This window comes from Streptosporangium sp. NBC_01469, from assembly GCF_036227305.1.
In the GTDB taxonomy this organism is placed as follows: Bacteria; Actinomycetota; Actinomycetes; order Streptosporangiales; family Streptosporangiaceae; genus Streptosporangium.
On the sequence record NZ_CP109465.1, the window covers coordinates 5,091,577 to 5,118,052 of the forward strand.

27 protein-coding genes are annotated in these 26,476 nt (G+C 69.6%); 16 read left to right on the plus strand and 11 right to left on the minus strand.

Translation table 11 applies throughout. From position 1 onward, the window contains the following. Positions 1-5: 5 nt before the first annotated feature. Both OG587_RS22545 and OG587_RS22550 read right to left on the minus strand, forming a co-directional pair. Entirely contained in the window at positions 6-227 is a 222-nt protein-coding gene (locus tag OG587_RS22545; protein ID WP_329093340.1) for a DUF397 domain-containing protein, read from the minus strand. Then, positions 215-1,036, minus strand: a complete 822-nt coding sequence (locus tag OG587_RS22550; RefSeq protein ID WP_329093341.1) for a helix-turn-helix domain-containing protein — start codon at positions 1,034-1,036, stop codon at positions 215-217. The genes OG587_RS22545 and OG587_RS22550 overlap by 13 nt, the downstream gene beginning before the upstream one ends. 252 nt (positions 1,037-1,288) lie before the next feature. On the opposite strand from OG587_RS22550, the gene OG587_RS22555 reads away from it, so the two are divergent. Next, entirely contained in the window at positions 1,289-1,714 is a 426-nt protein-coding gene (locus OG587_RS22555) for an ATP-binding protein (protein WP_329093343.1), read from the plus strand. Next, positions 1,711-1,956, plus strand: a complete 246-nt coding sequence (locus tag OG587_RS22560; protein WP_329093346.1) for a hypothetical protein — start codon at positions 1,711-1,713, stop codon at positions 1,954-1,956. The genes OG587_RS22555 and OG587_RS22560 overlap by 4 nt, the downstream gene beginning before the upstream one ends. A gap of 259 nt (positions 1,957-2,215) precedes the next feature. On the opposite strand, the gene OG587_RS22565 is transcribed toward OG587_RS22560, so the two are convergent. Then, a complete protein-coding gene (locus OG587_RS22565; RefSeq protein ID WP_329093347.1) occupies positions 2,216-3,019 on the minus strand; it encodes a hypothetical protein in 804 nt (267 codons plus the stop codon). Positions 3,020-3,307: 288 nt separating this feature from the next. On the opposite strand from OG587_RS22565, the gene OG587_RS22570 reads away from it, so the two are divergent. Beyond that, on the plus strand, positions 3,308-4,126 hold the full coding sequence (locus OG587_RS22570; protein ID WP_329093349.1) for a class I SAM-dependent methyltransferase: 819 nt from the start codon (positions 3,308-3,310) through the stop codon (positions 4,124-4,126). Positions 4,127-4,278: 152 nt separating this feature from the next. Next, positions 4,279-5,169 (plus strand): aminoglycoside phosphotransferase family protein, encoded by an 891-nt coding sequence (locus tag OG587_RS22575; protein ID WP_329093963.1) that lies wholly within the window; start codon positions 4,279-4,281, stop codon positions 5,167-5,169. Positions 5,170-5,284: 115 nt separating this feature from the next. Here the strand turns inward: OG587_RS22575 and OG587_RS22580 are convergent, their stop codons facing one another. Further along, on the minus strand, positions 5,285-5,494 hold the full coding sequence (locus OG587_RS22580; RefSeq protein WP_329093350.1) for a hypothetical protein: 210 nt from the start codon (positions 5,492-5,494) through the stop codon (positions 5,285-5,287). A gap of 162 nt (positions 5,495-5,656) precedes the next feature. Here OG587_RS22580 and OG587_RS22585 point away from each other — a divergent pair, with 162 nt between their 5' ends. After that, positions 5,657-6,394, plus strand: a complete 738-nt coding sequence (locus tag OG587_RS22585) for a hypothetical protein (protein WP_329093352.1) — start codon at positions 5,657-5,659, stop codon at positions 6,392-6,394. A gap of 212 nt (positions 6,395-6,606) precedes the next feature. Here OG587_RS22585 and OG587_RS22590 read toward each other — a convergent pair whose 3' ends face one another. From OG587_RS22590 to OG587_RS22600, 3 genes are read right to left on the minus strand one after another with little or no spacing between them, the layout of a single operon-like run. Next, entirely contained in the window at positions 6,607-7,377 is a 771-nt protein-coding gene (locus OG587_RS22590) for a sporulation protein (RefSeq protein WP_329093354.1), read from the minus strand. A gap of 32 nt (positions 7,378-7,409) precedes the next feature. Then, positions 7,410-8,660 (minus strand): SPFH domain-containing protein, encoded by a 1,251-nt coding sequence (locus OG587_RS22595; protein ID WP_329093355.1) that lies wholly within the window; start codon positions 8,658-8,660, stop codon positions 7,410-7,412. Further along, complete coding sequence (locus OG587_RS22600) at positions 8,657-10,312, minus strand: SPFH domain-containing protein (RefSeq protein WP_329093358.1); 1,656 nt, start codon at positions 10,310-10,312, stop codon at positions 8,657-8,659. The genes OG587_RS22595 and OG587_RS22600 overlap by 4 nt, the downstream gene beginning before the upstream one ends. 248 nt (positions 10,313-10,560) lie before the next feature. Here OG587_RS22600 and uvrB point away from each other — a divergent pair, with 248 nt between their 5' ends. Then, the gene (uvrB, locus tag OG587_RS22605; RefSeq protein WP_329093360.1) at positions 10,561-12,672 is read left to right on the plus strand and encodes an excinuclease ABC subunit UvrB; all 2,112 of its coding nucleotides are present in this window, start codon (positions 10,561-10,563) and stop codon (positions 12,670-12,672) included. 220 nt (positions 12,673-12,892) lie between these two features. Continuing rightward, positions 12,893-13,603 (plus strand): hypothetical protein, encoded by a 711-nt coding sequence (locus OG587_RS22610; RefSeq protein WP_329093362.1) that lies wholly within the window; start codon positions 12,893-12,895, stop codon positions 13,601-13,603. Here OG587_RS22610 and OG587_RS22615 read toward each other — a convergent pair. From OG587_RS22615 to OG587_RS22630, 4 genes are all read right to left on the minus strand, one after another. Continuing rightward, positions 13,590-14,180 (minus strand): Uma2 family endonuclease, encoded by a 591-nt coding sequence (locus OG587_RS22615; protein WP_329093364.1) that lies wholly within the window; start codon positions 14,178-14,180, stop codon positions 13,590-13,592. The genes OG587_RS22610 and OG587_RS22615 overlap by 14 nt on opposite strands. Positions 14,181-14,366: 186 nt before the next feature. Beyond that, positions 14,367-15,158: a hypothetical protein gene (locus OG587_RS22620; protein ID WP_329093367.1), complete on the minus strand. Its 792-nt coding sequence runs from the start codon at positions 15,156-15,158 to the stop codon at positions 14,367-14,369. Between the two features lie 130 nt (positions 15,159-15,288). Beyond that, the gene (locus tag OG587_RS22625) at positions 15,289-15,882 is read right to left on the minus strand and encodes a DUF4126 domain-containing protein (RefSeq protein ID WP_329093368.1); all 594 of its coding nucleotides are present in this window, start codon (positions 15,880-15,882) and stop codon (positions 15,289-15,291) included. 67 nt (positions 15,883-15,949) lie between these two features. Next, positions 15,950-16,669 carry an acyltransferase gene (locus OG587_RS22630; protein ID WP_329093370.1) on the minus strand — a complete coding sequence of 240 codons (720 nt, stop codon included), beginning with the start codon at positions 16,667-16,669 and terminating at the stop codon, positions 15,950-15,952. Between the two features lie 156 nt (positions 16,670-16,825). On the opposite strand from OG587_RS22630, the gene OG587_RS22635 reads away from it, so the two are divergent. The 9 genes from OG587_RS22635 (at position 16,826) to OG587_RS22675 (ending at position 26,238) form a co-directional block, all read left to right on the plus strand. Beyond that, positions 16,826-18,496: a CTP synthase gene (locus OG587_RS22635; protein ID WP_329093371.1), complete on the plus strand. Its 1,671-nt coding sequence runs from the start codon at positions 16,826-16,828 to the stop codon at positions 18,494-18,496. 59 nt (positions 18,497-18,555) lie between these two features. Next, positions 18,556-19,167 (plus strand): NUDIX hydrolase, encoded by a 612-nt coding sequence (locus OG587_RS22640; protein WP_329093965.1) that lies wholly within the window; start codon positions 18,556-18,558, stop codon positions 19,165-19,167. Positions 19,168-19,179: 12 nt separating this feature from the next. Further along, entirely contained in the window at positions 19,180-20,106 is a 927-nt protein-coding gene (locus tag OG587_RS22645) for a tyrosine recombinase (protein ID WP_329093967.1), read from the plus strand. A gap of 99 nt (positions 20,107-20,205) precedes the next feature. After that, on the plus strand, positions 20,206-21,153 hold the full coding sequence (locus OG587_RS22650) for a ParA family protein (protein WP_329093373.1): 948 nt from the start codon (positions 20,206-20,208) through the stop codon (positions 21,151-21,153). Positions 21,154-21,183: 30 nt separating this feature from the next. Continuing rightward, on the plus strand, positions 21,184-22,017 hold the full coding sequence (locus tag OG587_RS22655) for a segregation and condensation protein A (protein ID WP_329093375.1): 834 nt from the start codon (positions 21,184-21,186) through the stop codon (positions 22,015-22,017). Next, positions 22,010-22,675: an SMC-Scp complex subunit ScpB gene (gene scpB, locus OG587_RS22660; protein WP_329093377.1), complete on the plus strand. Its 666-nt coding sequence runs from the start codon at positions 22,010-22,012 to the stop codon at positions 22,673-22,675. The genes OG587_RS22655 and scpB overlap by 8 nt, the downstream gene beginning before the upstream one ends. Next, complete coding sequence (locus OG587_RS22665; RefSeq protein ID WP_329093379.1) at positions 22,675-24,684, plus strand: pseudouridine synthase; 2,010 nt, start codon at positions 22,675-22,677, stop codon at positions 24,682-24,684. The genes scpB and OG587_RS22665 overlap by 1 nt, the downstream gene beginning before the upstream one ends. A gap of 77 nt (positions 24,685-24,761) precedes the next feature. Further along, complete coding sequence (aroH, locus tag OG587_RS22670) at positions 24,762-25,121, plus strand: chorismate mutase (protein WP_329093381.1); 360 nt, start codon at positions 24,762-24,764, stop codon at positions 25,119-25,121. Positions 25,122-25,155: 34 nt separating this feature from the next. Then, positions 25,156-26,238, plus strand: a complete 1,083-nt coding sequence (locus OG587_RS22675) for a prephenate dehydrogenase (protein WP_329093383.1) — start codon at positions 25,156-25,158, stop codon at positions 26,236-26,238. The last annotated feature ends 238 nt before the right edge of the window (positions 26,239-26,476 follow it).

The window sequence follows — 26,476 nt, forward strand, 5'->3', positions numbered from 1 at the left end:
CACCGTCAGTCGAAGTGGCCCGACTTCACAGCGGTGAGGAAAGCACCCCATTCGCCCCGGCTGAGGACGAGGGCCGGGCCGGTGGGGTTCTTGCTGTCGCGGACGGCGATGGCTCCGGGGAGGTTTCCGGCGACCTCGACGCAGTTTCCGCCGCTCCCGCCGCTGAGGGAGCTCTTCTTCCAGGCGGCCCCGGAGAGGTCGAGGCCGGTCAGGTCTACTGCTTCCATTGGTCCCTCGCTTCTTCGATCATTTTTAGCGACTGCCCGGGACGGTGCGCCTCTGCTCGGATCTTGTCATATCTGTCCCAGACGACGCCTACCAAATTGTGTTCCGCTGAGACTTCGCCTGCCCCTGCCGACTCCACGGAGACGGCGGTCGGCGCGTCCGTCAACTGGGCGAGCACGAACCCGGACATCAGGCCGGTCGTGCAGGAGGTGTCGTGCGGAACAATCTGCACCGTCACGTTCTGGCGACCGGCGACGGCCGCGAGGTGGTCGAGCTGCTCGTACATGACCTCCGGGCCTCCGATGGGGCGGCGGAGCACCCACTCGTCGAGAAGGGCCCACAGCATGGGCGGACTGTCCTTTTTGAGGATCAGCTGCCGTCGCATGCGGGCGCCGACCTGCTCTTCGACCTCCTGGTCCGAGGTGGCCAGGTCGCCACGGAAGACGGCTCGCGCGTACTTCTCCGTCTGGAGCAGGCCGGGCACCAGGAGCGGGTCCCAGCTGCGCAGCACGCGGGCCCGGGGCTCGATCTCGTCGGACCACCTGAGGAACCAGCTTGGCCCGGAGGGGGCGGCGATGTTCCGGCAGAGATGGGTGAAGAGGTCGTCCGTCTCGAAGAACCTGTCGCAGTCGGCCGCCAACTTGGTGCTGGGCCTCCGGTTGCCGGTTTCGATGTGCCCGACGAACGATGACGAGACGCCCAGGTGATTGCCCAGCCGGGCCTGCGACAGGCCCGCCTCCTTGCGGGCCCGCCCCAGCTCGCGGCCGAAGCGCTGAGTCGGTGTCAGGCGTGGGTCGAGATCGTTTCCCATGTTCACCCCTCAAGCGTTGCGATGACGTCGGCCGTCGAATGAACAACAAACGCCTACAGGTCGTGTAGCTTTTTGTCGCCGATTTGTCAGCCGATCTGTTCTGCAACGGCAGCATAACTGTGTGCACTCTATAGGCCAAGACTTTATCCGGGCGATGTCGGGGAACTAAATGGACAATTCGCCTGGTTAACGGAGCCATTGGGGCAGACGAATTTTCGACGTCTGCGACCTCACAGGAATGGCGGTGATTCGATGGGTGCCGAGACGGTTCCCGAGCTTGGTCTGCTGGGCCGTGTCGATCTGCCCGGGGTGGCCGAATCGGTTTCTTCGGCCCGGCGATACGTTCGGAGCGTGCTGGAGAACTCCGGCCAAAAGGATACGTACGACGCCGAGCTTCTGGTCAGCGAGCTGGTCTCGAACGCGGTCAGGCATTCGGAGTCGGGACGCGTCGGCGGCCAGGTGACGGTCGCGGTGGCGAGCCATGGGGACGCCATTCGGATAGCGGTGATCGACGAAGGGTCCGCCACCTGTGCGCCTCGGGTTCCCGCAGAGCCGGACGAGGACGCGGAAGGTGGCCGTGGGCTCTGGCTGGTCCGCGAGGTGGCCCTGTCGTGGGGCTGGCACGAGTGCGCGTCGGGGCGCAGGCGCGTCGTCTGGTTCCAGCTGGCACGGCGATGACCGGCACACCGGACGACGCGAGACCCGGGACGATAGCCATCCTCATCGCCCGGTACGGCAGGCACTGGCTCATCTCCGAGGCGATGGGGGGCGGCTACTACGCCGTACGCCGCCAAAGCCTGTCCGAGGAGGTTCTCGACAGGAGGAACCTGTCCAACGTGATGTGCGCGGGCACCCTCGGGGAAATGGCGCGCCGCCTGGCGGCCGAGAATGAGCGTGAGGGGCGACTGCTGGGACAATGACTCGAGGAGAAACGGAGGTGCGGAGGCTCTTTTCGAGTTCGGTCGCGGTTCTTCGCATACGGATGGCGCGGCAGGTGAACCGAATTGTGATCCTCGGCCGCTCGAATGCCCGGCAAAGCTTCCGAGCACGCCGGTGTGCGTCCGACGGATTCAATCCGTTCCCCGGAAAATAAAGCCTCAAGTTTTGACCGGCTTGGATCCCGGCGAGCGGGAACCAGGCCGGTGGGCAGGGCGGCGGGCGGGGGAATCCGGGAACGGGCTATGAGACCTTGGCGGAGGGAACGATCCAGGTCTTGCAGGACCGGGGGTCGGCGGTGGAGTAGCCACGCTTGGTCCAATAGACGACATTGGCGCTCTTGCCGAAGTAACGGGACTTGCCCTTGGGGTCGGCATCGGCCTTGGCCAGGTTCAGCAGGCGCCCGGCGTCCTTGGCGGGGTAGCCGAGGGCGGACCACACGCTCTTCGCGGTCATTCCGCCCAGGCACTTCGCCTGCAGGCTGTAGCGGCGGAGCTGCTCCTGGATCTCGGCGTCGTCGTCGGCGTGCAGGGCGTTGTAGCCCTCCCTGATGTCGACCAGGCTCTGCACGTACTCGCCATAGACGGAGCTCAGCTCCGTGAGGATCGGAAGGTCATCGGACGCCTTGATCCAGTCGGGACGGATGTGTACGGAGATGTTGGTTCCGAAGCAGGTGACGGCCTCCGACCTGGCGGGGTCCATCCTGGCCCCGAAGCAGTAGCGCTTGAATTTCGTCCCCAGAGGGGCTCCCGTCATCTCCAGGCCGGGTGGTACGAACGACAGGTCGGCCTCCTCCAAGTAGGGGCCCCAGGCGTCGTTCATACAGGTGATGAGCGCGCTGACGTGCTTCTTGACCGAGGCGAGGCTCTTGCCTTTGGCGGGTTTTTTCGCGCAATTCGCGGCGGGGAGCTTGCCGGCGGAGTAGAGGGGGTTGCCGGTCAGGAGCGGGGCGTCCTCGACCGGGTATGCGAGGGCGGTGGCCGTACCGGGGAAGAGCAGGACGGAGGCGGCGGCCATCGCCATGATCACGCGGATTTTCATGGTCATGGACATTAGGGGATATGGCGGCACTTGGTAAGCCAAGGTGCGGCCCATCTGGGTGAGCCGCGTGACAGCTCGGACATGGCGTTCCGGCGACGGCCGAGCCTGACACGTCGGCCTCCCCAACGGGTGCCGATTTGCCCGGCAGAATCTTCCGGGCAAAGCATCTCCGGCAGAACCTTCTCCACGGAATCTTTCGACAGGTCCTTCCGGCCGACACGACCGACGGCCCTACCGTTCGTCCGGCCGTCTAATTGGTTTGCCCGCAAGCCCACGCCGAAGACATGATCGAGCATGGCGATGACACCGGAACTGCTCGCCTACTACGAGCAGGACAAGGAAAACGACAGGCTCCGCGCGGGGCGCGGGCGGCTGGAGTTCTGGCGGACGCAGGACGTGCTGCGCAGGGCGCTGCCTCCGGCTCCGGCCAGGGTGCTGGACGTGGGCGGCGGCACCGGGGTGCACGCGGAGTGGCTGGCCGCCGACGGGCATGAGGTCGAGCTGATCGACCTCATGCCGTCGCACGTGGAGCGGGCGGCGCGGCTGGCCGGGGTCACCGCGCGACAGGGTGACGCCAGGCGACTGCCGGTGCCCGACGAGAGCGTGGACGCGGTGCTGCTCCTCGGCCCGCTCTACCACCTCGCCGACCGCGCCGACCGGGTCCGCGCGCTGGCCGAGGCGGTACGGGTGGTGCGGCCCGGCGGCCTGGTGGCCGCCGCGACCATCAACCGCTACGCGGCCGTGCACGACATGGTCTACCAGGGGTTGTACCTGCGGGAAGAACCGAGGGAGACGGTGAACTCGGCTCTGGCGGACGGGGTCCTGTCCGGTCCGGGCATTAAGTTCACCGCCTACATGCACGACCCCGACGACGTCCCGGCGGAGTTCGCCGACGCGGGGCTCCCGGATGTCACCCGCTACGGCCTGGAGGGCGCCTTCTGGCTGTACGGCGACGTCGACGACTGGCTCGACGACCCCGAGCGCCGCGCTCTCATGCTCGACGCCCAGCGTCGCCTGGAGCTGGTCCCCTCCCTGCTGGGCGTCAGCGGTCACCTGCTCACCCTCGCCCGCAGGGCAGGTCCGGCATCCGCGAGGTTCACCCGGCCGGGATAGCGTTGAGCGCCGATTCCGGGAAACCCGGACGGGACAGTGTCGAGCGCCGATTCCGGGAAACCCGATCGACAAGCGGGCTCGCGACGCACTGTGATGATCCCGACTGCCCGCCGCACGGAGCGGGCCGACCGCAGGAGTTGCTCTTGGCGACCGTGAGAACCACGGACATCCGCCCCGCGATCGACGCCGCACTCGTCAGGCGTCTGATCGATACGCAGTTCCCACAATGGGCCGAGTCGCCCCTGGAGCTGCTCGACCCGGCCGGCTCGGACCATGTGATCTACCGGCTGGGGGAGGAGCTGGCTGTCCGGCTGCCCCGCCACGCCGACGCCATCGGGCAGGCCCGGAAGGAGTTCGAGTGGTTGCCCCGGCTCGCCGCGCACCTGCCACTCGCCATCCCGGTACCGGTGGGGGTGGGGGACCCCGACTTCGGCTATCCGTGGCCGTGGGCGGTGTCCCGCTGGCTGGAGGGCGAGGTGGCGACCGTCGAGGCACTGGCCGACTCGTCCGGGGCCGCCGTCAAGCTGGCGGAGTTCCTGACCGCCCTTCAGCGGTTCGCGCCCGAGGAGATCCCGGCGGTGGAGACCCGGGAGGACCTCGTCATCTGGCCGCTGGCCGACCGGGACCGCGAGACGAGGGCCGCCATGGCGGAGGTCGGCGACGTGTTCGACACCGTGGCCATGACCGAGCTGTGGGACGCGGCGTTGAGCGCCCCCGGATGGGGTCGCCCTCCGGTCTGGGTCCACGGCGACTTCCACACCGGCAATCTGCTGGTCGACGGCGGACGCCTCAGCGCGGTCATCGACTTCGGCGGGCTCGGCGTCGGCGACCCGGCCTGCGACCTGACCATCGCCTTCACCCTGATGTCGGCCGGGAGCCGGGCCGCCTTCCGCGCCGCGCTCGGTGTGGACGACGCCACCTGGACCCGGGGCCGCGGCTGGGCCCTGGCCACCGGCCTGAACGCCTACACCTCCTACGCCGCCGTCAACCCCCGGGTCGCCACCCAGACCACCCGTCAGATCAACGAGGCCCTTGCCGGTTAGGCACGTGGCGGAAGGCCCGTGCTTCTGTGACGTCCCCGGCACGGCGGCAGTTCGGTTCGAGGCGACGCCGAGCGTCCTGCGCCGACACCGGCGACCGCGTCACCGCCGACACCGCCTACCGCCTGGTCCGCGAGGGCACCGCGCTGTTGTGGCGCGGTGACTTCCACAACGCCCGCCAGCTCCTGCGCGCCATGGAGCGGCGCGCGGAACGCCGTACGCCTGGGGCGACGCCTGCCTCGCCGACGCCTTCCACCTGCACCGGCAGGCGCGCTCCCAGCGCGCTCGTACGCTGGGCGGGCTGCTGGTGCCGCTCGATCACGACCACGCCGTTCCCCTGCGGCGCGCTCCGGGTGTCCGGCGATAGGGTTCACACGTGCGTTGATCCTCTGGGCGGCGGCCGGGTGCCGCCGCGGACGGTGCGGGCGACCCCGGCAGACGGGGCCGCCTCGGCAGGCATACCCGCCACCATCCCACCGGAGATCACACGATGTCCGCTCAGCGCCCCCTCACCTACCACGCGTTCGTCGAACTCGCCGCCGCCGACCCCGCCGTCGTCGGCTTGGTCCTCAAGGGCTCCCGCGCCCACGACGGCATGACCACCGAGCACTCCGACCACGACCTGTACGTGGTCCTCGCCGACGGCGCGACAACGGACCTCACCCGGTTCACCGGCCACCGCACTCCCGAGCTCGACCTCGTCATCATTCCCCTCGCCGAGTTCCGCACGGTAGGAATGCCCGGCTTCGAGCGTTACGCCCTCGCCCGCGCCCGGATCGTGCTCGATCGGCTCGACGGAGGCATCGCCCGGATCCTGGCCGCCAAGGCGCGACTCGACGCCGATGAGGCGTTCCGGGACTCCGGTGAACGGCTCGACGCCTACGCCAACTCCCTCTACCGCTCCGTCAAGAACGACCGTGACGGACACGCGCTCGCCGCCCGTCTCGACGCCGCCGACAGCATCCGGTTCCTGCTGGAGCTGCTCTTCGCGCTCGACCGCCGCCCATGCCCCTACAACAGGTACCTGGAATGGGAACTCACCCGGTACCCGCTGCCCGGCTGGGACACCGGCAGGCTGCTGGACGCCGCGGACCGCATCTCGGGAACGGGCGACGTGCCCCTGCAACGGCGCCTCTTCGCCCAGGTCGAGGCGGCGGCCCGCCGCGCCGGGCACGGCGCGGTGCTGGACGCATGGGGTGAGGACCTCGACCTGATGCGACCGCGATAGGGCATGTCGTGAAAGGTCCCGCGGTGCCGCTCGAGCCTTTCGCGAAACACCCTGGGCCGTGTCGCCTCAAGGCCGCCTGAGCCGCTGGACAGAGACAGATCATCCGGGTGGCCGAGGGTTCGAGACGTCCCTGACCCGGGATCCCGATGACGCCGGACAGGCCGCGGCCCGGCCACCGAAGGAATGGTGGCCGGGCCGCGACGCGAGGAAGGTTAGAACCAGCCGCGCTTCTGGGCCATGGACTGCAGGCCGCCGCGCAGGGACTGCTCCACCTGGCCCGGGTGGTCGTTGTAGCGGACGGTGAAGCGGCTGAAGGTGTCGTTGCTGGAGCCGAAGCTGCCGCGCTTGTCGGCCTCCAGGATGATGTCCATGGCCTGGGGGCCGGCGATGAAGGTGAGCTCCAGCTCGTTGAAGTGACGGCGGTAGTCGTTGCCCGCGTAGTACTCGATCTCCTGGAAGAACGGCATCCGCGAGCCGGACAGGGTGCCCCGCTCCAGGTCGGCCTTCTTGAAGCGGAAGCCGAGGTTGTCCAGCGCGCCGAGCACGTGGTCCTGGGCGGGCAGCGGGTTGACGAACAGCGCGTCGAGGTCACCCTTGTCGAGCGCGCCCGCCAGGGCGAGCTCGGTGGAGACACCGAGCTGCATGCCGCGCAGCGGCTGGCCGCCGATGGCGCTGATCGGGGTCTCCCAGGGGACCTGGATCTCGAAGGGGGCCGACTGAGGGGCGCCCGCGGCGAGGTGGAAGGGGCCGGTGATCTGCTGGCGCAGGAAGCTGTACGTCGACTTGTACTCGTTGTCGCCGCTCTCGACCTCGACGACGGCGGTGAAGTCGATGAAGATGCCCTCCACCTTGTAGTCGGAGCCGCCGCCACGGAAGTTGACCTGTCCGCGCAGGACCTCGCCGGGCCGCACCTGCGAGTTCTGCAGCACGGTGTCGACCTCGACACCGGCGCCGAACGCGGCCATCAGCTTACGGAACACCATCTAGGACTCCCAGGGGTTGGAGATTGTTCTCATCAGGGGACTTGGTTCGGTGGCTTGGCCTGGCCGTTGCCGCCGCTCAGCTGGGGCAGGATCTGGGCCAGAAGCAGGGTGGACAGGGCGGAGGTGTCGCCCGAGGCGCCGGAGGTGCGGACGACGACGGGGCGCGGGGCGCTCTCGGCGAGCTTGGCGCCCACGTCGAGCCTGCGGCGGGCCAGCTCGTACTGGAGTACGGCGCGGTTGTCGCGGTAGGAGTCGGCCAGCCTGCGCAGCCCCTTCGCCTCGTTCTCGGCGGAGGTGAGCTCGGCCCGGCCCTTCGCCTCGATCTCCCAGCGCACCCGCTGCGCCTCGGTCTCGTGCTCCTCCAGCATGCGGGCGACGTCCTTACGGGCGGTGTTGGCGGCGGCTCTCACCTCGACGATACGCGCGTCACGTGTCTTTTTGGAACGTTCGATCTCCATCAGCAGGGTGTCGATCCGGCGCTTGCGGGTGAGCTCCCACTCGCGCTCGAAGGCCGACAGCTCCTTGGCGACCTTCTCGCGGGTGGCCAGGTGCTGCTGGTACTGGTCGGGCAGCTGCACGTCGGGGATGTTGGCGCCGGTGATGCGCACGCCGTACCGGCCGAGCTGGCGGGTGAGGAGCTCCTGCATGTCGCCGACGTCGGATCCGCGCAGGTCGTAGGCCCGCTCGGTGTTCACCAGACGGCTGCGCTGGCGGATGGCGTCCTGTACGGCACTGCTGAGCACCAGGTCGAAGTTACCGGCGCCGATCGTACGGACGAAGGCCACCGGGTCGACGATGCGGAACTTCAGGAAGAACTCGATCGACTTGAGCGGGACGTTCTCCGCCGTCGGGCAGGCCACGATCGGCGCGGAGTAGGGGATCTCGGTGGAGGTGTCGACGACCGCGTCCACCCGGTCCCACGGCAGCCACAGGTAGTGGCGCCCCGGGGGCAGCGTGCCGACGATGGCGCCCCACCGGCTGCGTACGCCCGTGGTGCCCTCCTCGATCTCGATGATCGCCCGTCGCCACAGCCACACCAGCGCCGCGACCAGGGAGAACACCGCTCCGACCGCGGCCAGCAGGGAGAGGGCCCCGTTGGCGAACACCGCCGTGCCGGCCAGGTAGAGGGCGAGGAGGAGCAGCGCCACCCAGGCGAAGCCGCGGCGGTCCTTGGGGATCACCACCGGGACCAGCTGGCCCGACTCGCCGCCGCGCAGCAGCTGGCGGATCTCCGACCAGGAGGCCAGGGATTCCTTGATCTTGGAGAACTCTCTGCCGCTCATCGGACCTCTTCTTCCTGGGCAACCTGGCCCGCGACGGGGGCGGGGACGGGGACGACGGTGTCGGCGGGAGTGTTGAGCAGGGAGCTGATCTCCGCCCCGCGCTCCTCGACGCGGCTGCCGATCTCGCTCATCCGCGCCCTGATCGCGGCCATGTCCGCCTGGGAGAACAGCTGGGCCTCGGGGTTGCCGACCAGCTGCCTGGCCAGGGCGAGCAGGTCGATGTCGACGACGTCGCCGACCTGCACCAGGCGCGGCAGGTGCGAGGCGACGGACTCCAGCTTGTCGAGCAGGTCCTGCTGGAAGCGGTAGTCGAGGATCTCCGGCGCCTCGGCGGCGCTCAGCGAGCGGATGTCCAGCGCCTGCGCCTCCAGCAGCGCCGCGTTGGCCTTCGCGGTGGACTCCGCCTCCACCAGCCGCTGGCCGCCCTGGGCCTTGGCCTGGTGGGACGCGCGCTCCAGCGCGGTGTCGATCCTGGCCTGGTGCCCGGCGATCTCGGCGTGGATGGCCGAAAGCTGCTCCTGCAGCCCGGCCAGCTCCTTGATCAGGTCACCCTCGTTCTGCTCCTTGCGCAGCTGGAGCTCGTACTCGTAGGTGTACGCCTCCTTGGCGACCCTGATCATCTCGGGGGCGGCCAGGTCCATCCGGTACTCCTGGCTGGACGGCTCGGCGTGCGTGATGTTGACGTCGGTGAGCCGTACGGCGGGCAGGAACTGCTGGTTGAGGTTGTCCAGCATGCCCATGGTGCTCTCGCCGACCAGGTCGTAGATCTCCTCGGCGCGCTGGGCGTAGATGAGGGAGCGGGTGACCTCGCTGATCGCGTTCTGCAGCTTGGCCTGGAAGCCGCCGACCGAGCCGAGCACGAAGATGAACTCGGCCGGGTCCTCGATCCGGAACTGCAGGAACAGGTCGACGCTGGCCTTGACGCCCTGCTGGGTGGGGGCCTCGCGGATGGGGGCGTTGAAGGGATACTCGCGGGTGGTGTTGACGATGTAGCTGACCCGCTTCCACGGGTTGAACAGCGTCACCCGGCCAGGCTCGGCGATCTGCACGAGCTTGCCGAACTTCGTGATCAGGGCCTTGCAGCCCTCGGGCACCATGACCACGCTCCTGCGCCACCACAGGAACGCCGCGGCCAGCACCAGCACGGCCCAGTAGTGCGGGCCGAACAGCACCCGGGCCCCCTCGGGCAGCCCGGTGGCGACGAGCCCGACCAGGCCGAGGCCGGCCAGCACGACCAGCGGGACGACCACCCTGGCGGTGGTGCCCTTGGGGATGACCACGGGGGAGATGACGTGGACCGGCTCGCCGTTCGGGCCGTTGCCGCCGAAGCTCCGGTTGACGATCTCCCCGGCCTCGTTGAGCGGGGCGCTGCGGGCCTCGATGACCGTGCCCAGGGACGAGCCCTGGTCGCGGGCGGCCATGAAGTCGGAGGGGTTGAGCGCGAAGCCCTTGTCGGCGGCGGACCCGGCGTTTCCGGCGTTTCCGGCCGCCTGGCCCATGAACTGCTCGGCCACCTGCCCGGCGTACTGTCCCGCGGCCTGGCCGGCGTACTGCCCCACGGCCTGCCCGACCATCTGGCGCACGTCGCCGCCCTGTCCTATGGCCTGGGCTGCGGCCCTCGCGTACTGCGCGGCTTCTCTTGGCCGGGACATCACACCTCCGGGTTAGTGATATATCGAAAGCTCGATATATCACGCTTTGTGATCATTGGCACGCGAGACAGTAAAGGGGATCTCACTTGCGGATCGCTTGACACGTGATTGACGGCGGTCCGCCTGTACACGGACCCGTGCGGTTGACGGCGGTCCGCTCGTACACGGACCCATGCGGTTGACGGTGGTCCGCCCGTACGCGGACCTATGAGGAAGGATTGTCGGTCACGCCACCTACAGTGGGACAGGTGAGGCCGGTAACAGATTTGCAGCGCAAGGTGGCTCCCTTCGAAGTCGTCACCGACATGATCCCCTCGGGCGACCAGCCCGCCGCGATCGCCGAGCTCGAACGGCGCGTCAAGGCCGGAGACAGGGACAACGTCCTGCTGGGCGCCACGGGCACGGGCAAGACCGCCACGGTCGCCTGGCTGATCGAGCGCCTCCAGCGGCCGACCCTGGTCATCCAGCCCAACAAGACGCTCGCGGCGCAGTTCGCCAACGAGCTGCGCGAGATGATGCCCAACAACGCCGTCGAATACTTCGTCTCCTACTACGACTACTACCAGCCCGAGGCGTACGTCCCGCAGAGCGACACCTACATCGAGAAGGACTCCTCGATCAACGAGGAGGTCGAGCGGCTGCGCCACTCGGCGACCAACTCGCTGCTGACCCGCCGCGACACGATCGTGGTGGCCTCCGTGTCGTGCATCTACGGCCTGGGCACCCCGCAGGAGTACGTCGACCGCATGGTCAGGCTCAAGGTCGGCCAGGAGATCGACCGCGACACCCTGCTGCGCCGCCTGGTCGACATGCAGTACACCCGCAACGACATGGCCTTCACCCGGGGCACCTTCCGGGTGCGCGGCGACACCGTCGAGATCATCCCCAAGTACGAAGAGCTCGCCGTGCGGATCGAGATGTTCGGCGACGAGATCGAGAAGCTCTCGACCATGCACCCGCTGACCGGCGAGGTGATCACCGAGGACGAGGAGCTCTACATCTTCCCCGCCTCCCACTACGTCGCGGGCGCCGAGCGGATGGAGAGCGCCGTCCGGGGCATCGAGGCCGAGCTGGCCGAGACCCTGGAGACCATGGAGCGCCAGGGCAAGCTCCTCGAGGCCCAGCGGCTGCGCATGCGCACCACCTACGACCTGGAGATGATGCGCCAGATCGGCACCTGCTCCGGCATCGAGAACTACTCGCGCCACATGGACGGCCGCACCCCGGGCAGCGCGCCCAACACCCTGCTCGACTACTTCCCCGAAGACTTCATGCTGGTCCTGGACGAGTCCCACCAGACCGTCCCGCAGATCGGCGCGATGTACGAGGGGGACGCCTCCCGCAAGCGCACGCTCGTCGACCACGGTTTCCGCCTGCCGTCCGCGATGGACAACCGCCCGCTGAGGTGGGAGGAGTTCCTGGGACGGATCGGCCAGACGGTCTACCTGTCGGCCACCCCCGGCTCCTACGAGCTGGGCCGTTCCAAGGGCGACGTGGTCGAGCAGGTCATCCGGCCGACCGGGCTGATCGACCCCGAGGTGATCGTCAAGCCGACCAAGTCGCAGATCGACGACCTGGTCCACGAGATCCGCACCCGTACGGAGAAGGACGAGCGGGTCCTGGTCACCACGCTGACCAAGAAGATGTCCGAGGATCTCACCGACTACCTGCTCGAGCTCGGCATCCGGGTCCGCTACCTGCACAGCGAGGTCGACACCCTGCGCCGCATCGAGCTGCTGCGCGAGCTGCGGATGGGCGAGTTCGACGTGCTGGTCGGCATCAACCTGCTCCGCGAGGGCCTCGACCTGCCCGAAGTGTCGTTGGTGGCCATCCTCGACGCCGACAAGGAGGGCTTCCTGCGCTCGGAGACCTCCCTGATCCAGACCATCGGCCGCGCGGCCCGCAACGTCTCCGGCCAGGTGCACATGTACGCCGACCGGGTCACCCCCTCCATGGAGCGGGCGATCGATGAGACCAATCGCCGCCGGGCCAAGCAGATCGCCTACAACGAGGCCAACGGCGTCGACCCGCAGCCGCTGCGCAAGAAGATCGCCGACATCCTCGACTCGCTCAACCGCGAGGATGCCGACACCGCCCAGTTCCTCGGCGGCAGCGGCCGCCAGCAGTCGCGCGGCAAGGCCCCCGTCCCCGGCTTCGCGGTCAAGCAGGCGGGACAGCACGCCAGGGCGATCGCCGGAGAGATGCCCAGAGCCCAGCTGGAGGCGCTGATGGAGTCGCTCACCGAGCAGATGCACCAGGCCGCCGTCGACCTCCAGTTCGAGGTCGCCGCCCGGCTCCGAGACGAGATCAAGGAGCTCAAGCGGGAGGTGCGCGACATGCGCGAGGCCGGGGTCTCCTGACTCGGTCGTTTTCGTGTGATCCGGTTCATCGTGGAGACGGGCGGGGACGACGGACCCGGTGATCCGTTCCATCGCGGGGACGAGCCGGGACGACCGGGCCCGACGACGATGAAGGGGACACGCGGATCACGAGGGCGACGCCCGAGCGCCGGGGGAGGCACGGCAAGGTCGGGGTGAAAACGGTTCGTCCGTCGCGGGTGCGGCCGGATACGGTCGCCTGATGCGACGGTGCGCCGAGTGCGGCTGCTGGGAGTACGGCGGGGCGCCCGGCTGCGTCCGGTGCGCGGCGCTGGTCGACCGGATCGTCGAGGACGGCTGGCGGGGGTTCCTGCGAGAGCGGTTCGGCACCGCCGGGCCGCCCGGCGGGTCCGGAGCATCTGCCGGGCGTGCTGGAGCCGGATCGTCCGCCAAGCGTGGTGAGGCCGGGCTGTCTGCCGGGCTCGGTGCGGCGGGGCTGTCCGCCGAGGAGGAGTCGGTGATCGCCGAGATGGTCGCCGACGAGCCCGACCGGCACGACTGGCGGGTCGTCGACGGCGCCCTCGACCGGCTGATCTGCCCCGACTGCGGGGCCCGGCGGGGCAGGGGCCCCTTGGGCTGCCCGCCCTGCGACCTCGCCGACGGCTTCCGCTACTCGGCGATCGAGACCGACCGCCCAGGCGTCCCGCCCGGCAACGAGCACGCGATCAGGGTCGGCGTCTCGGTGATTCGCGCCGGGCACCGGCAGTCGCCGCGCGCCCTGCTCGGCTGGCGCCTCGGCCTTCCCGCCCTGCTCGACGGTTTCCTGCCCACCACCGCCCAGGCCCAGGCCATGCGCGCCCGCATCAACGCCGGGGCCACCTATGACGACCTCGCCGGGATGTGGAACTCATCGGATACCTCCGGTGCGGAGGCCGCGGGCTTTGGCCGTGGGGAGGATGTCAAGGGCCGATGAACGTGCCGAGGTCGAGATCGATGTCGACCTCGAAGCCGACGTCCGTCTTCAACCGCCCCCGATGGATGCCCGTCGGGACGTACGCCTTGACGGCGGGCTCCAGCTCGAAGGTGTAGACGACGGGCCTGTCGTCCTCCTGCTCCACGCGCCAGAGGTGCCTGATCCCGGCGTCGGAGTATTTGATGGGCTTGGTGGTGCGGTCTCGCTCCAGCGACTCGGGAGACACCACCTCGACCACCAGGTGCACGTCCTCGGGCTTGAACGAGGTCGTGCTCAGGCTCGTCAGCGCGGAACTCGCCACCACCATGATGTCGGGCTCGGGCCGCTGCCTCATTCCCAGGGTCACGGTCATCTCCCGGACGACCCTGAGGTGAGCCGGTGGTCGTATGCCGCGTTGCTGGTCGATCATCAAATTGATGACGAACATGTGGAAAGCGGTCTGCGGAGGCCTCATGATGAGCGACCCGTCGATCAGTTCGACATGCCGGGGCGCGCCGGGGGGAAGATGATCGAGCATGTCGGCGGTCCACCCGCCGGTCGGCCCCGGGTAGAACCACTCGGGGAAAACGGCTGTCATCAGAGAACCTTCTTCGGCGACATCCAGGAACATTGCCTGACGGAGTCATCCTGACACTCACCGTGTGTGGCCGGTGGGTCATCTGGATCACTGTGACCGTAAGAGGTCATCGGTGACCTGGCCGATCACCGGCAACCGGTCCGGCGACGATCTCCGCCCACGGCGGGAGGCGCCGTGGGGGGACGGTCAGCGGGAGTCGTCTGGGTGGGTGCGGTTGATCATCGTGCGGTTGTAGAGCTCGTCGATCTGGTCCAGGGGGTCGGGGGCCCGGCGGCGTGCCTCGATCTCCAGGTCGGTGCGGCCCTGGATCTCGTCGATGCTCCCGGCCGAGTGCGCCATCTGGTCGTCGCGCAGGTCGGCCCTGATCCTGGCGCAGGACGTGGTCAGCTTGGCGTGGTGCTCGCGCAGGCGGCCCAGCGCCGTGTGGTCGATGTAGGGCGAGACCCGGCGCTCCTGGGCGTAGTGGGCCAGCTGGGCGTCGAGCTGCTCGGCGTGCGCCGAGATCTCCGCCACGAGGTGGGGAAGGTCGCCCAGGCCCCAGCCGTCGCGCAGCGCGTGGTCGACGGCCTGGCGGGTCAGGGAGATCTCGCGCCGCAGGTCGAGGCGCATTCGCTCGGTCTCTGCGGCGTCGCCGGTGCCCATCGCCGCCACGTGGGTGGCGACCCTGGTGGACACGGCCCTGGCCTTCTTCGTGGCCTTCCTGCCGACCTTGACCAGCAGGTAGATCCCGACTCCTCCCAGGAGAAGAAAGAACAGCAGGATCACCATCAGGACGATGAGGAAATCGCCGATCGGAGCCACCTCCCGGCAAGGGTTGAACGGGCTGGACAGGGTGTTTCGAGCATAGCCCGCGCCGAGGCCCCCGCGCGGGCGTCGAACCTCGCGGAGCCGGTCGGCGCGGACGGGGGTGCGGCACCCGGCGGGGGGCGTGGCGCCAACCGTGACGGTCACCAGGGCGCGGTCCGCGACGAGCGTCACGGCGCGATCCGTGGTGGGCGGCACGATGCGACCTGTGACGGAAATCGCGCCGTGGTGTTCGGTGCGGTCCGTGGCATGGTCCTTGGTGGGGGCGCGGTGTGGTGGAGGGCGCGGTCGCCCGGGTGTGGTCTCATCGCAGGCTCGGGGCGGCCACCCGCCGCCGTCGCCGTATCCTGCGGGTCGCCCACCAGGCGAACAGCGCCAGCCCCGCCACCACCACGACGACCAGGACCGGCAGGAAGATCGCCACCAGGCTGATGCCCAGTGCCCCGGCGTCCTCCACCGTGCTGACCACGGGCGCGCCCACCCCGGCCGTGGTGGCGTTCACCACGGGCCTGGTGGCCGCCTTCATGGTGTGCACGGCCAGGGCGATCCCGATCCCCAGCACCCAGCTGAGCCAGGGGTTGTGGCTCATCCAGGTCGAGCCGTCCAGCCGGGCCGCGGCCTCGGTGGCGCTGAAGACCACGCCGCCGGAGGCGGGGCGGACAACGGTCTGGATCATGTCGTTGACGCTGTCGACCACCGGGACCTTGTCGAGCACGAACTCCGCCAGGAGCAGCACGCCGATGATCCCGAGAACCCACCCGTTGGACAGCCAGGCGAACTCCTGCGGCAGCCGTACCTGGTCGGTGAAGTTGGCGAGCAGGCCGACCACCAGCAGCGGGATGTAGGCGTTGAGCCCGGCCGCGGTGGAGAGTCCAAGGCCCGTCAGTGCCGCGAGCATCGCACCTCCGTAGTGTCTCTCTCCTTCTTCAACGGTTCCCGGCCGTCGATCGATCCCGATCCGTCCCCTATCGCGGTATCACTCCGGTCTCGGTGTCCATGACCTCCGCGGCGTCCACAGCGTTCACGGTGCCCATGGTCTCCACGACCTCCAGGTGCGGCGGCAGCCACCCCTGGCCGGGTACGTAGTGGCGCACCACCTTGGCGGGGATGCCCGCGATCACGCTGTGGTCGGGGAACTCCCCGCGTACCACCGCCCCGCCCGCCACCACGCACTGCCTGCCGATCCGGGTGCCCGGCAGGATGATCGCGCCGGTGCCCAGCCACGATCCAGAGCCGATGGACACCGGGTTGTTGCGCGGCCACTGGCGGCCGATCGGCGCCTCGGGGTCGTCGTAGACATGGTTCTGGTCGGTGATGTAGACGTACGGGCCGGTGAAGACGTCGTCGCCGATGTCGATCGACTGGTGGCCGACGATGTGGCTGCCCCTGCCGATGGAGCAGCTCCCGCCGATCCGTACGACCGAGTCCGGGCCCAGGTCGACCCCGGGACCCATGCCCGCGGAGATGGAGACCCGCTCGCCGATCAGGGTGTGGTCGCCGATCTCGATCCAGGCCTCGCCGAAGACGGCCCCGAGCGGGAACGACAGGCAGGCGCCCTCGCCGAGGCGCCGGAAGCGGTATCCGGCGGGGCTGACGGGGGTGACGGCGCCGGCCGTGCGGGCCGCCGCCCAGAGCCGGTGGACGAGGCTGCCCATGGCACGCCGTACCACGCCATGAAGTGACATAACGGATCAAATTACCGCTTGGTTGGGTTTGGAGGGAACGTGGGTGGGGGGTTGTTCGGGCACTTCGCCGGTACCGTTTGATATTCTGAGAGCCCGTGGACCTGTAGGCCATTCATAAGGGTGCGCCGACGATCTGTAACGACCACGGGAGCCTTCTTGCGCAGCGCCGCACACACCAAGCATCTGTTCGTCACCGGCGGCGTCGCCTCCAGTCTTGGGAAGGGACTGACGGCCTCCAGCCTCGGGCGCCTTCTCAAGCTGCGCGGCCTGCGGGTCACCATGCAGAAACTCGACCCCTACCTCAACGTCGACCCCGGCACCATGAACCCGTTCCAGCACGGTGAGGTGTTCGTCACCGACGACGGCGCGGAGACCGACCTCGACGTCGGCCACTACGAGCGGTTCCTCGACACCGAGCTGCACGGCTCGGCCAACGTGACCACCGGCCAGGTCTACTCCAACGTCATCGCCAAGGAGCGCCGCGGCGAGTATCTCGGGGACACCGTGCAGGTCATCCCGCACATCACCAACGAGATCAAGGACCGCATCCGGTCGATGGCCGGTCCCGACGTGGACGTGGTCATCACCGAGGTCGGCGGCACCGTGGGCGACATCGAGTCGCTGCCCTTCCTGGAGGCCGTCCGCCAGGTCCGCCACGAGGTCGGCCGCGACAACGTGTTCTTCCTCCACGTCTCGCTGCTGCCGTACATCGGGCCGAGCGGCGAGCTGAAGACCAAGCCGACCCAGCACTCGGTCGCCGCGCTGCGCAGCATCGGCATCCAGCCCGACGCGATCGTCCTGCGCTCCGACCGCCCGGTCACGAACGCGATCAAGCGCAAGATCAGCCTGATGTGCGACGTGGATGAGGACGCGGTCGTCTCCGCCATCGACGCCGCCAGCATCTACGACATCCCCAAGGTTCTGCACTCCGAGGGCCTGGACGCCTACGTGGTGCGCCGTCTGGGCCTGCCCTTCAGGGACGTCGACTGGAAGGAGTGGGAGCAGCTTCTGCGCCGGGTGCACCGCCCGGCCAACGAGGTCACGATCGCGCTCGTCGGCAAGTACATCGACCTGCCCGACGCCTACCTGTCGGTCACCGAGGCGCTGCGCGCGGGCGGCTTCGCCAACGACGCCCGCGTCAACATCCGCTGGGTCAAGAGCGACGACTGCGAGACCCCCGAGGGCGCGGCCCGCGAGCTCGACGGCGTCGACGGCGTCCTGGTGCCCGGCGGCTTCGGCGTACGCGGGATCGAGGGCAAGGTCGGCGCGATCCGGCACGTCAGGGAGAACAAGATTCCGCTGCTCGGCATCTGCCTGGGCATGCAGTGCATGGTCATCGACGCCGCCCGCAACCTCGCGGACATCGAGGACGCCGGAAGCACCGAGTTCGACGCGGAGACCACCCACCCGGTCATCTCCACCATGGTCGACCAGGAGGACGTCGTCTCCGGCGAGCGCGACATGGGCGGCACCATGAGGCTGGGCCTCTACCCGGCCAGGCTCGGCGAGGGCACGCTCGCCCGCCAGCTGTACGGCATGGCGAAGGTGGACGAGCGCCACCGGCACCGCTACGAGGTCAACAACTCCTACCGCGAGCAGCTGGAGAAGGTCGGCATGGTCTTCTCCGGCCTCTCGCCCGACGGCCGCCTGGTGGAGTACGCCGAGCTGCCCGCCGACGTCCACCCCTTCTTCATCGGCACCCAGGCGCACCCGGAGTTCCGTTCCCGGCCGACCCGGGCGCACCCGCTGTTCAAGGGCCTGATCGGCGCCGCCCTGACGTACGCCGACATCCGCGGCACCGTCGCCAAGGCGGGGCGGGGCAAGTGAGCGGCTCGCGAGCGGACGAGGGCGCGGGCGCGGGGGAAAGCCAGGAGGGGCAGGACGTCCTGGAGGTCGTGGACGTTCCCGAGGAGTGGAAGGTCGTCTCCTCTACCGAGCACTTCCGCGCCCGTGTCATCACCGCGGTCACCGACGCGGTCGTCATGCCGGACGGCGAGGCCGTCAACCGCGACTACGTGGTCCACCTGGGCTCCGTGGCCGTCGTGGCCCTCGACGACAGGGAGCGGGTCCTGCTGATCCGCCAGTACCGCCACCCCGTACGGCGGCTGCTGTGGGAGCTGCCCGCGGGGCTGCGCGACGTCGACGGCGAGTCCCTGCCGGACGGCGCGGCCCGCGAGCTCGCCGAGGAGGCGGGCTACCGGGCGGGCACCTGGCACACCCTGATCGACGCCTTCCCCTCGCCCGGGATGAGCGACGAGCGCACCCGCATCTTCCTCGCCAGGGATGTCAGCCCCATCCCCCAGGAGGAACTGGACTTCGTCCAGCGGCACGAGGAGGCCGACATGCCGGTGGTGTGGATCCCCCTGTCCGACGCGGTTCGGCGTGCCATGGCGGGAATGATCCACAATTCCCAAGCCGTGGCCGGTATTCTCGCCGCATACGCCGCTTCGGCGGATGGATTCGCCTCACTGCGGCCCGCCGACGCACCGGAGGCATGACAGGAGGACACCCTGAGCGAGACGGAGGCCGTCCTCTCCAGCTACCTCGCCCATCTGGCCGTGGAGCGGGGCCTGGCCGCCAACACCCTGGCCTCCTATCGCCGTGACCTCCTGCGGTACGTAGGGCATCTCAAGCAGCGCGGCCGCGTCACCTTCGGCGAGGTCGCCGAGGACGACGTCACCGCCTTTGTGACGGCGCTCAGGGAGGGCGACGGGGAGCACCAGGCCCTCGTCGCCGCCTCGGCGGCGCGGGCCGTCTCCGCGGTGCGCGGCCTGCACCGCTTCGCGTTGAGCCAGGGCGTCTGCCTGCACGACCCGGCCCACGAGGTGCGCTCGCCGCGCCAGCTCAGGCGGCTTCCCAAGGCGATCAGCGTCCGCGACGTGGAACGCCTGATCGCCGCCTCGGGGCCCGACGGAGCTCCGCTCACGCTGCGTAACCGGGCGCTGCTCGAGCTGCTGTACGGCACCGGCGCGCGCATCTCCGAGGCCGTGGGGCTCGCCGTCGACGACGTCGACCTGGGGGCCGAGGCCCAGCGGGTGCGCCTGCGCGGCAAGGGCGGGCGCACCCGCCTGGTGCCCCTGGGCGGCTTCGCGGGGGAGGCGCTGCGCGCCTACCTCACCTGTGCGCGGCCCAGCATCGCCTCACACGGCCGGGGCACCTCGGGGCTCTTCCTGAACGCCAGGGGCGGGCGGCTCACCCGCCAGGGCGCCTGGGAGGTCCTCCAGGGCGCCGCCGAGCGCGGCGGGCTCGAAGGAGTGTCGCCACATATGTTGCGACATTCGTTCGCAACCCACCTCCTTGACGGGGGTGTGGACGTTAGGGTGGTTCAGGAACTACTCGGCCACGCCTCGGTGACCACCACCCAGGTGTACACACAGGTCACGGTCGACAAGCTCCGCGAGGTCTATGCCGCCGCGCATCCGCGCACGCGGGATTGACCTTGCTTATGTCCGGGCGTGCCGCCTTGCCGCATACGTGTTGACGCCATAGTGTCCGTCCGGACGGTCCGGTTAGAGGCCGTCAGGGAGGTTCGACTGGTGACTGTGACCACCGACGGTTCTATCCGGGGAACGACCCCAGCAAACCCCGAGAATCCCTGGGGCGACACCAAGACCGCCGGGACCCCTCGCAGTGGGGGAGTTCTCGGCCCGACCGGGCGTCCCCGCCCGGTCTTCCCCGACCCGCCCCCCCGCACGGTGCACGGACCGGCGAGGGTTGTCGCCATGGTCAACCAGAAGGGCGGCGTCGGCAAGACGACCACCACCATCAACCTGGGCGCCGCGCTGGCGGAGGCCGGGCTCAAGGTGCTGCTGGTCGACTTCGACCCGCAGGGTGCCCTCTCGGTCGGCCTCGGGATCAACCCTCTCCAGCTCGACCTGACGGTCTACAACCTCCTCATGGAGCGGCAGATCACCGCCAGGGACGTGCTCCTGGAGACCGGCGTCGAGGGCATGGACCTGCTGCCCAGCAACATCGACCTGTCGGCGGCGGAGGTCCAGCTCGTCACGGAGGTCGCCCGCGAGCAGGTGCTCGGCCGGGTGATCAAACCCCTCCTGCCCGAGTACGACGTGTGCCTGATCGACTGCCAGCCCTCCCTGGGACTGCTCACGATCAACGCGCTGGCCTGCGCGCACGGCGTCATGGTGCCGCTGGAGTGCGAGTTCTTCGCGCTGCGCGGTGTCGCGCTGCTCATGGACACCATCATCAAGGTCCAGGAGCGCATCAACGACGAGCTGGTCATCGAGGGCCTGCTCGCCACCATGTACGACGCGCGCACCCTGCACGGCCGCGAGGTGCTGGCCCGGGTCGTCGAGGCGTTCGACGAGAAGGTCTACCACACGGTGATCAACCGGACGGTTCGCTTCCCCGACGCCACCGTGGCCGGTGAGCCCATCACCAGCTTCGACTCGTCCTCGCTCGGCGCCAGCGCGTACCGCGAGCTTGCCAGGGAAGTCCTGGCCAGGTGGGCCGCGCTGGAGCGGTGATCCTGCCTCCGGGTGCGGGACAATGGAGGGATGACCGAGCAGCCGAAGACCGACGATGACACCTTCAAGGTGCATCTGGAGGTCTTCGAGGGCCCTTTCGACCTCCTGCTCGGTCTGATCTCCAAGCACAAGCTGGACATCACCGAGGTCTCGCTCAGCCAGGTCACCGACGAGTTCATCTCCTACATCCGGGCCAGGGGCCCGGAGTGGGACCTGGACCAGACGAGTCACTTCCTGCTCGTCGCGGCGACCCTGCTCGACCTCAAGGCCGCCAGGCTGCTGCCCTCGGGCGAGGTCGACGACGAGGAGGACCTGGCCCTCCTGGAGGCCCGTGACCTGCTGTTCGCCCGTCTTCTGCAGTACCGGGCCTACAAGGAGGTCGTCAAGGTCTTCTCCAGCCGGATGGCCGAGGAGGCGCTGCGCTTCCCCCGTACGGTGCCGATGGAGGCCGAGTTCGCGAACCTGCTGCCCGCGCTGATCCTCGGCATCGGCCCCGACCGCCTCGCGGAGATCGCCCGGCGGGCCTTCGCCCCCAAGGTGCCTCCGTCGGTCTCGGTGGCCCACATCTACCAACCGCTCGCCAATGTCCGCGAACAGGCGGTTATCCTTGTCGAGCGGCTGCGGCGGATGCGCCGGGCGACTTTCCGGGCACTCACCTCCGACTGCGCCGGCACCTTCGAGGTCGTCGCGCGTTTCCTGGCCGTCCTGGAGCTCTACCGGGAGGCGGCCGTCTCCTTCGAGCAGGTGGAGCCTCTCGGGGAGTTGCACGTGACCTGGACCGGCAGTGACGACGGCGACGTCGCCGTGGCCGACGACTACGACGAGACCCTGAACAGCCCGGAGAGGGAGCCCGCCGATGACTGACCTGGCACCCGACCTCGGCCCGCGTGCCGAGGTCGGTTCGCGTGCCGAGCCGGACCCGCGTATCGAGCCTGGTTCACGTGCCGAGATCGGTCCGGATGCCGAGCTTGGTCCGGGTGCCGAGCCGGACCTGCGCGCCGGGCTGGAGGCCATCCTGCTGGTGGTCGACGAGCCCGTCGCCGAGGTGACCCTCGCCCAGGTGCTGGAACGGCCCGTCCACGAGATCGGGCGGGCGATTCGTGAGCTCTCGGCGGAATACACCGCTTCCGGGCGGGGTTTTGACCTGAGAGAGGTCGCGGGCGGCTGGCGGTTCTACACGCGGGCCGAGTGCGCGCCACTCGTGGAGCGGTTCGTCCGCGACGGCCAGCAGACGCGCCTGACCCAGGCCGCTCTGGAGACCCTGGCCGTGGTCGCCTACCGGCAGCCGGTGAGCCGGGCCCGGGTGGCGGCCATCCGCGGTGTCAACAGCGACGGCGTCATGCGCACGCTGATGACGAGGGGGCTGGTCGAGGAGGCCGGCACCGAACCGGAGAGCCAAGCCGTGCTCTACCGGACAAGTTCGTATTTTCTCGAGCGGATGGGCCTGCGGGAGCTCGAAGAGCTTCCCGAGCTGGCACCTTTCCTGCCCGACGACATGGAATCCCTAGAGGAGCAGAAGTAGTGAACAACAGGCGCAGTACCCCGTCCGGTGATGGACGCGGTCAAGGCCGTGGCGGAGCCCCGCGCGGTGGCAATCCCCGTGGGGGCTCGCAGTCCGGTGGATTCCGGGGCGGCTCCTCCCGAGGCGGATCCTCCTCCGGCGGGTTCCGAGGTGGTTCGCAGGGTGGTTTCCGTTCTGACGGTCCGCGTCGTGATGATCGTGGTGGTTCTTCGTCCGGCAGGCCTTCGGGCGGTTCGCAGGGCGGCTACCGTTCCGACGGTCCGCGTCGTGACGACCGTGGTGGTTCTTCGTCCGGCAGGCCCTCGGGCGGCTCCCAGGGCGGTTACCGCTCTGACGGTCCGCGTCGTGACGATCGCGGTGGTTCTTCGTCCGGCAGGCCCTCGGGCGGCTCCCAGGGCGGTTACCGCTCTGACGGTCCGCGTCGTGACGATCGCGGTGGTTCTTCGTTCGGTGGTTCGCAGGGTGGTTTCCGTTCTGACGGTCCGCGTCGTGATGATCGTGGTGGTTCTTCGTCCGGCAGGCCCTCGGGCAGCTCCCAGGGTGGCTTCCGTTCCGACGGCCCGCGTCGTGACGACCGCGGTGGTTCGTCCTTCGGTGGTTCGCAGGGCGGTTTCCGCTCTGACGGTCCGCGTCGTGATGATCGTGGTGGTTCTTCGTTCGGCAGGCCTTCGGGTGGTTCTTCGTCCGGTGGTTACCGTTCCGACGGTCCGCGTCGTGACGATCGCGGTGGTTCGTCCTTCGGCGGGCCCCGTGACGATTCGCGCAGCCGGTATGGCAGGCCCGACGGTGGTTCGCAGGGTGGTTTCCGTTCCGACGGTCCGCGTCGTGACGATCGCGGTGGTTCGTCCTTCGGCGGCTCCCGTGACGATTCGCGGAGCCAGTACGGCGGTGGCAGGCCCTCGGGCGGTTCGCAGGGCGGTTTCCGCTCCGACGGCCCGCGCCGTGACGACCGCGGCGGCTTCCGCGCCGATCGTGACGGCTCGCGTGGCAGGCCCGGCTCCGACCGCGGTCGCGGCGACGCGCCCGCCGGTGGTGGTTCCCGTGGCCGCTTCGGCAGGACCGGCCGCCGGGACGACGTCCAGACCATCGGCGGCGACCGCGCCGGGGCGTACGGCGAGCGCCGTGCTCCCGCTGACCGGTCCGCCAACCGCGCCCCCGCGGCGAAGGCGCCGCTCAGGCCGGGCGCGATCGCGAACGACCGGTTCAAGACCGCCCGCCAGCCCAAGCGCGACTCCGACTTCTACGACCGCGACTACGTCGACGAGCGCGACACCACCGAGGTCCCCGACGGCATCCGGCTGCAGAAGGTCCTCGCCCAGGCGGGCGTCGCCAGCCGCCGGGCCTGCGAGGACATGATCGGCGAGGGCCGGGTGACGGTCGACGGCCAGGTGGTCCGCCGCTTCGGCGCCCGGGTCGACCCCGCCAAGCAGGTCATCCACGTCGACGGCAAGCGCCTGCCGACCATGCCCGACCTGGTCTACCTCGCGATCAACAAGCCGATCGGCGTCGTCAGCACCATGTCCGACCCGGACGGCCGCCCCTCGCTGGCCGACTTCGTGGCCGACCGCACCGAGCGGCTGTTCCACGTGGGCCGTCTCGACACCGAGACCGAGGGCCTGATCCTGCTCACCAACGACGGTGAGCTGGCCAACAGGCTCACCCACCCGAGCTACGGCGTCCAGAAGAAGTACTGGGCGAAGGTTCCCGGCCGGATCGAGCGCGACCTCGGCCGCCGCCTGAAGAAGGGCGTCGAGCTGGAGGACGGCCTCGCCAAGGCCGACTCCTTCGCCCTGGTCCAGGAGCACGGACAGCAGGCCCTGATCGAGATCGTGCTGCACGAGGGCCGCAAGCACATCGTCCGCCGCATGCTGGAGGAGGTCGGGCACCCGGTCATCGACCTGGCCCGCATCGAGTTCGGCCCGGTCAAGCTCGGCCGCCTCAAGCCGGGCACCGTCCGGGCACTGACCCTCACGGAAGTTGGGGAGCTCTACGCCGCCGTCGGGTTGTAACCTTCCCTGACACGTGTGTTAGGACGTGCCGGACCATCCTCGGGGGTGGTCCGGCACGGTGGATTGGAGGAACGGCGATGATACGGGCGATCCGAGGTGCGACCCAGGTCGGGGCCAACAGCCGGGACGAGATCCTGTCCGGGGTCACCGAGCTGGTCACGGAGGTGATGGGGCGCAACAGGCTCACCACCGAGGACGTGATCAGTGTGATCTTCACGGCCACCCCCGATCTCACCGCCGAGTTTCCCGCCCTGGCCGCCCGCAAGCTCGGCTTCCACGACGTTCCGCTGATCTGCGCCTCCGAGATCGACGTTCCCGGCGCGCTGCCCCGCGTGGTGCGGCTGATGGCCCACGTCGACGTCGACCGGTCCCGCCAGGACATCCAGCACGTCTACCTGCGTGGCGCGGTCGCCCTCCGCGTGGACATCGCCCAGTGATCCTCTCGTGCGTCACCATCTCGGAGGAGCGCGCGTGAGCGGTCTCGAAAGCGTCCTGGTCGTCGGTACGGGCCTGATCGGCACCTCGATCGCCCTGGCCCTGCGCGAGCAGGGCGTGGCCGTCCACCTGGCCGACCGCGACGCGGGATCCCTGCGGCTGGCGCGGGAGCTGGGCGCCGGGGTCGAGTGGGCCGAGGGCGTGACCGTGGACATCGCGATCATCGCGGTTCCGCCGCAGGTGGTCGCCGGGCGGCTCGCCGCCCTCCAGGAGGCCGGCGCGGCCCGTTTCTACACCGACGTGGCCAGCGTCAAGGCGCTCCCGCTCCGGGAGGCCGCGAGCCTCGGCTGCGACCTGACGACCTATGTCGCCGGGCACCCGCTCGCCGGACGCGAGCGCTCCGGGCCCGCCGCGGCGCGGGCCGACCTGTTCCTCGGGCGCCCGTGGGCGCTGTGCCCGACCGAGGAGACCTCGCCCGACGCCCTGGAGGCTCTGTACGGGCTCGTCAAGCTCTGTGGCGGCGAGGCGGTCAGGGTCGGCGCCGAGGAGCACGACAGGGCCGTCGCGGTCGTCTCGCACGCCCCCCACGTGGCCGCCTCCGCGGTGGCCGCCCGTCTCGCGGAGGCGCCGGTCACCGCGCTCGGCCTGGCCGGTCCCGGGGTGCGCGACGTCACCCGCGTCGCGGCGAGCGACCCGAGGCTCTGGACCGGGATCCTGTCGGGTAACGCGCTGCCGGTGGCCGAGGTGCTGGAGGCGGTGGCGGCCGACCTGGCCGCCGCGGCGTCCTCCCTCCGCGCCTCGGCCGCCTCCGACGATCCCGACGCCATGGCCCGCGTCACCGAGCTGCTGTACCGGGGCGTCACGGGCACGGGCAGGATTCCCGGCAAGCACGGCGGTCCCGCGCGCACCTACGCGGTCGTCCAGGTCATCGTCGGCGACCGTCCCGGTGAGCTGGCCCGGCTGTTCCAGGTGGCCAAGGAGGCGGGCGTCAACATCGAGGACGTCAGGCTTGAGCACGCCCCCGGCCTGCCGCTGGGTGCCGCCGAGCTCTGGGTGCAGCCGGAGGCGGTGACGGCGCTGGCCGAGGCCCTGCGGGCGAACGGCTGGCACCTGCCGTGACCCCTTCCGGGTGATCTCAACCTCTGCCCGGCCTCGCTTCCGCGTGGTGTCGTCTCCGCGTGATCTCGCCGCTGTGTGACCACGCGCACGCGGTGTTTCCCCGATGATCCACCGGGGGTTCGGCCGGCCCGCCACCGCGTCCGCCCGTACCGCCGTGGCGATCTTCGTGAGGCCCGCTCATGTCCGGGGCGGGCATCCGCCTTCTCGCTCGATGCGCGGTTCCTTCCCCGCTCCCGGT

Excerpts from the sequence above, each read along its gene's own strand:
- OG587_RS22655 (WP_329093375.1), top strand. The coding sequence starts at position 21,184 with ATGACCGAGCAGCCGAAGACCGACGATGACACCTTCAAGGTGCATCTG.
- OG587_RS22550 (WP_329093341.1), bottom strand. The coding sequence starts at position 1,036 with ATGGGAAACGATCTCGACCCACGCCTGACACCGACTCAGCGCTTCGGC.
- OG587_RS22610 (WP_329093362.1), top strand. The coding sequence starts at position 12,893 with ATGCGACGGTGCGCCGAGTGCGGCTGCTGGGAGTACGGCGGGGCGCCC.
- OG587_RS22545 (WP_329093340.1), bottom strand. The coding sequence starts at position 227 with ATGGAAGCAGTAGACCTGACCGGCCTCGACCTCTCCGGGGCCGCCTGG.
- OG587_RS22560 (WP_329093346.1), top strand. The coding sequence starts at position 1,711 with ATGACCGGCACACCGGACGACGCGAGACCCGGGACGATAGCCATCCTC.
- OG587_RS22630 (WP_329093370.1), bottom strand. The coding sequence starts at position 16,669 with ATGTCACTTCATGGCGTGGTACGGCGTGCCATGGGCAGCCTCGTCCAC.
- OG587_RS22555 (WP_329093343.1), top strand. The coding sequence starts at position 1,289 with ATGGGTGCCGAGACGGTTCCCGAGCTTGGTCTGCTGGGCCGTGTCGAT.
- scpB (WP_329093377.1), top strand. The coding sequence starts at position 22,010 with ATGACTGACCTGGCACCCGACCTCGGCCCGCGTGCCGAGGTCGGTTCG.
- OG587_RS22615 (WP_329093364.1), bottom strand. The coding sequence starts at position 14,180 with ATGACAGCCGTTTTCCCCGAGTGGTTCTACCCGGGGCCGACCGGCGGG.
- OG587_RS22585 (WP_329093352.1), top strand. The coding sequence starts at position 5,657 with ATGTCCGCTCAGCGCCCCCTCACCTACCACGCGTTCGTCGAACTCGCC.
- OG587_RS22625 (WP_329093368.1), bottom strand. The coding sequence starts at position 15,882 with ATGCTCGCGGCACTGACGGGCCTTGGACTCTCCACCGCGGCCGGGCTC.
- OG587_RS22595 (WP_329093355.1), bottom strand. The coding sequence starts at position 8,660 with ATGAGCGGCAGAGAGTTCTCCAAGATCAAGGAATCCCTGGCCTCCTGG.
- OG587_RS22565 (WP_329093347.1), bottom strand. The coding sequence starts at position 3,019 with ATGACCATGAAAATCCGCGTGATCATGGCGATGGCCGCCGCCTCCGTC.
- OG587_RS22600 (WP_329093358.1), bottom strand. The coding sequence starts at position 10,312 with ATGTCCCGGCCAAGAGAAGCCGCGCAGTACGCGAGGGCCGCAGCCCAG.
- OG587_RS22590 (WP_329093354.1), bottom strand. The coding sequence starts at position 7,377 with ATGGTGTTCCGTAAGCTGATGGCCGCGTTCGGCGCCGGTGTCGAGGTC.
- aroH (WP_329093381.1), top strand. The coding sequence starts at position 24,762 with ATGATACGGGCGATCCGAGGTGCGACCCAGGTCGGGGCCAACAGCCGG.
- OG587_RS22570 (WP_329093349.1), top strand. The coding sequence starts at position 3,308 with ATGGCGATGACACCGGAACTGCTCGCCTACTACGAGCAGGACAAGGAA.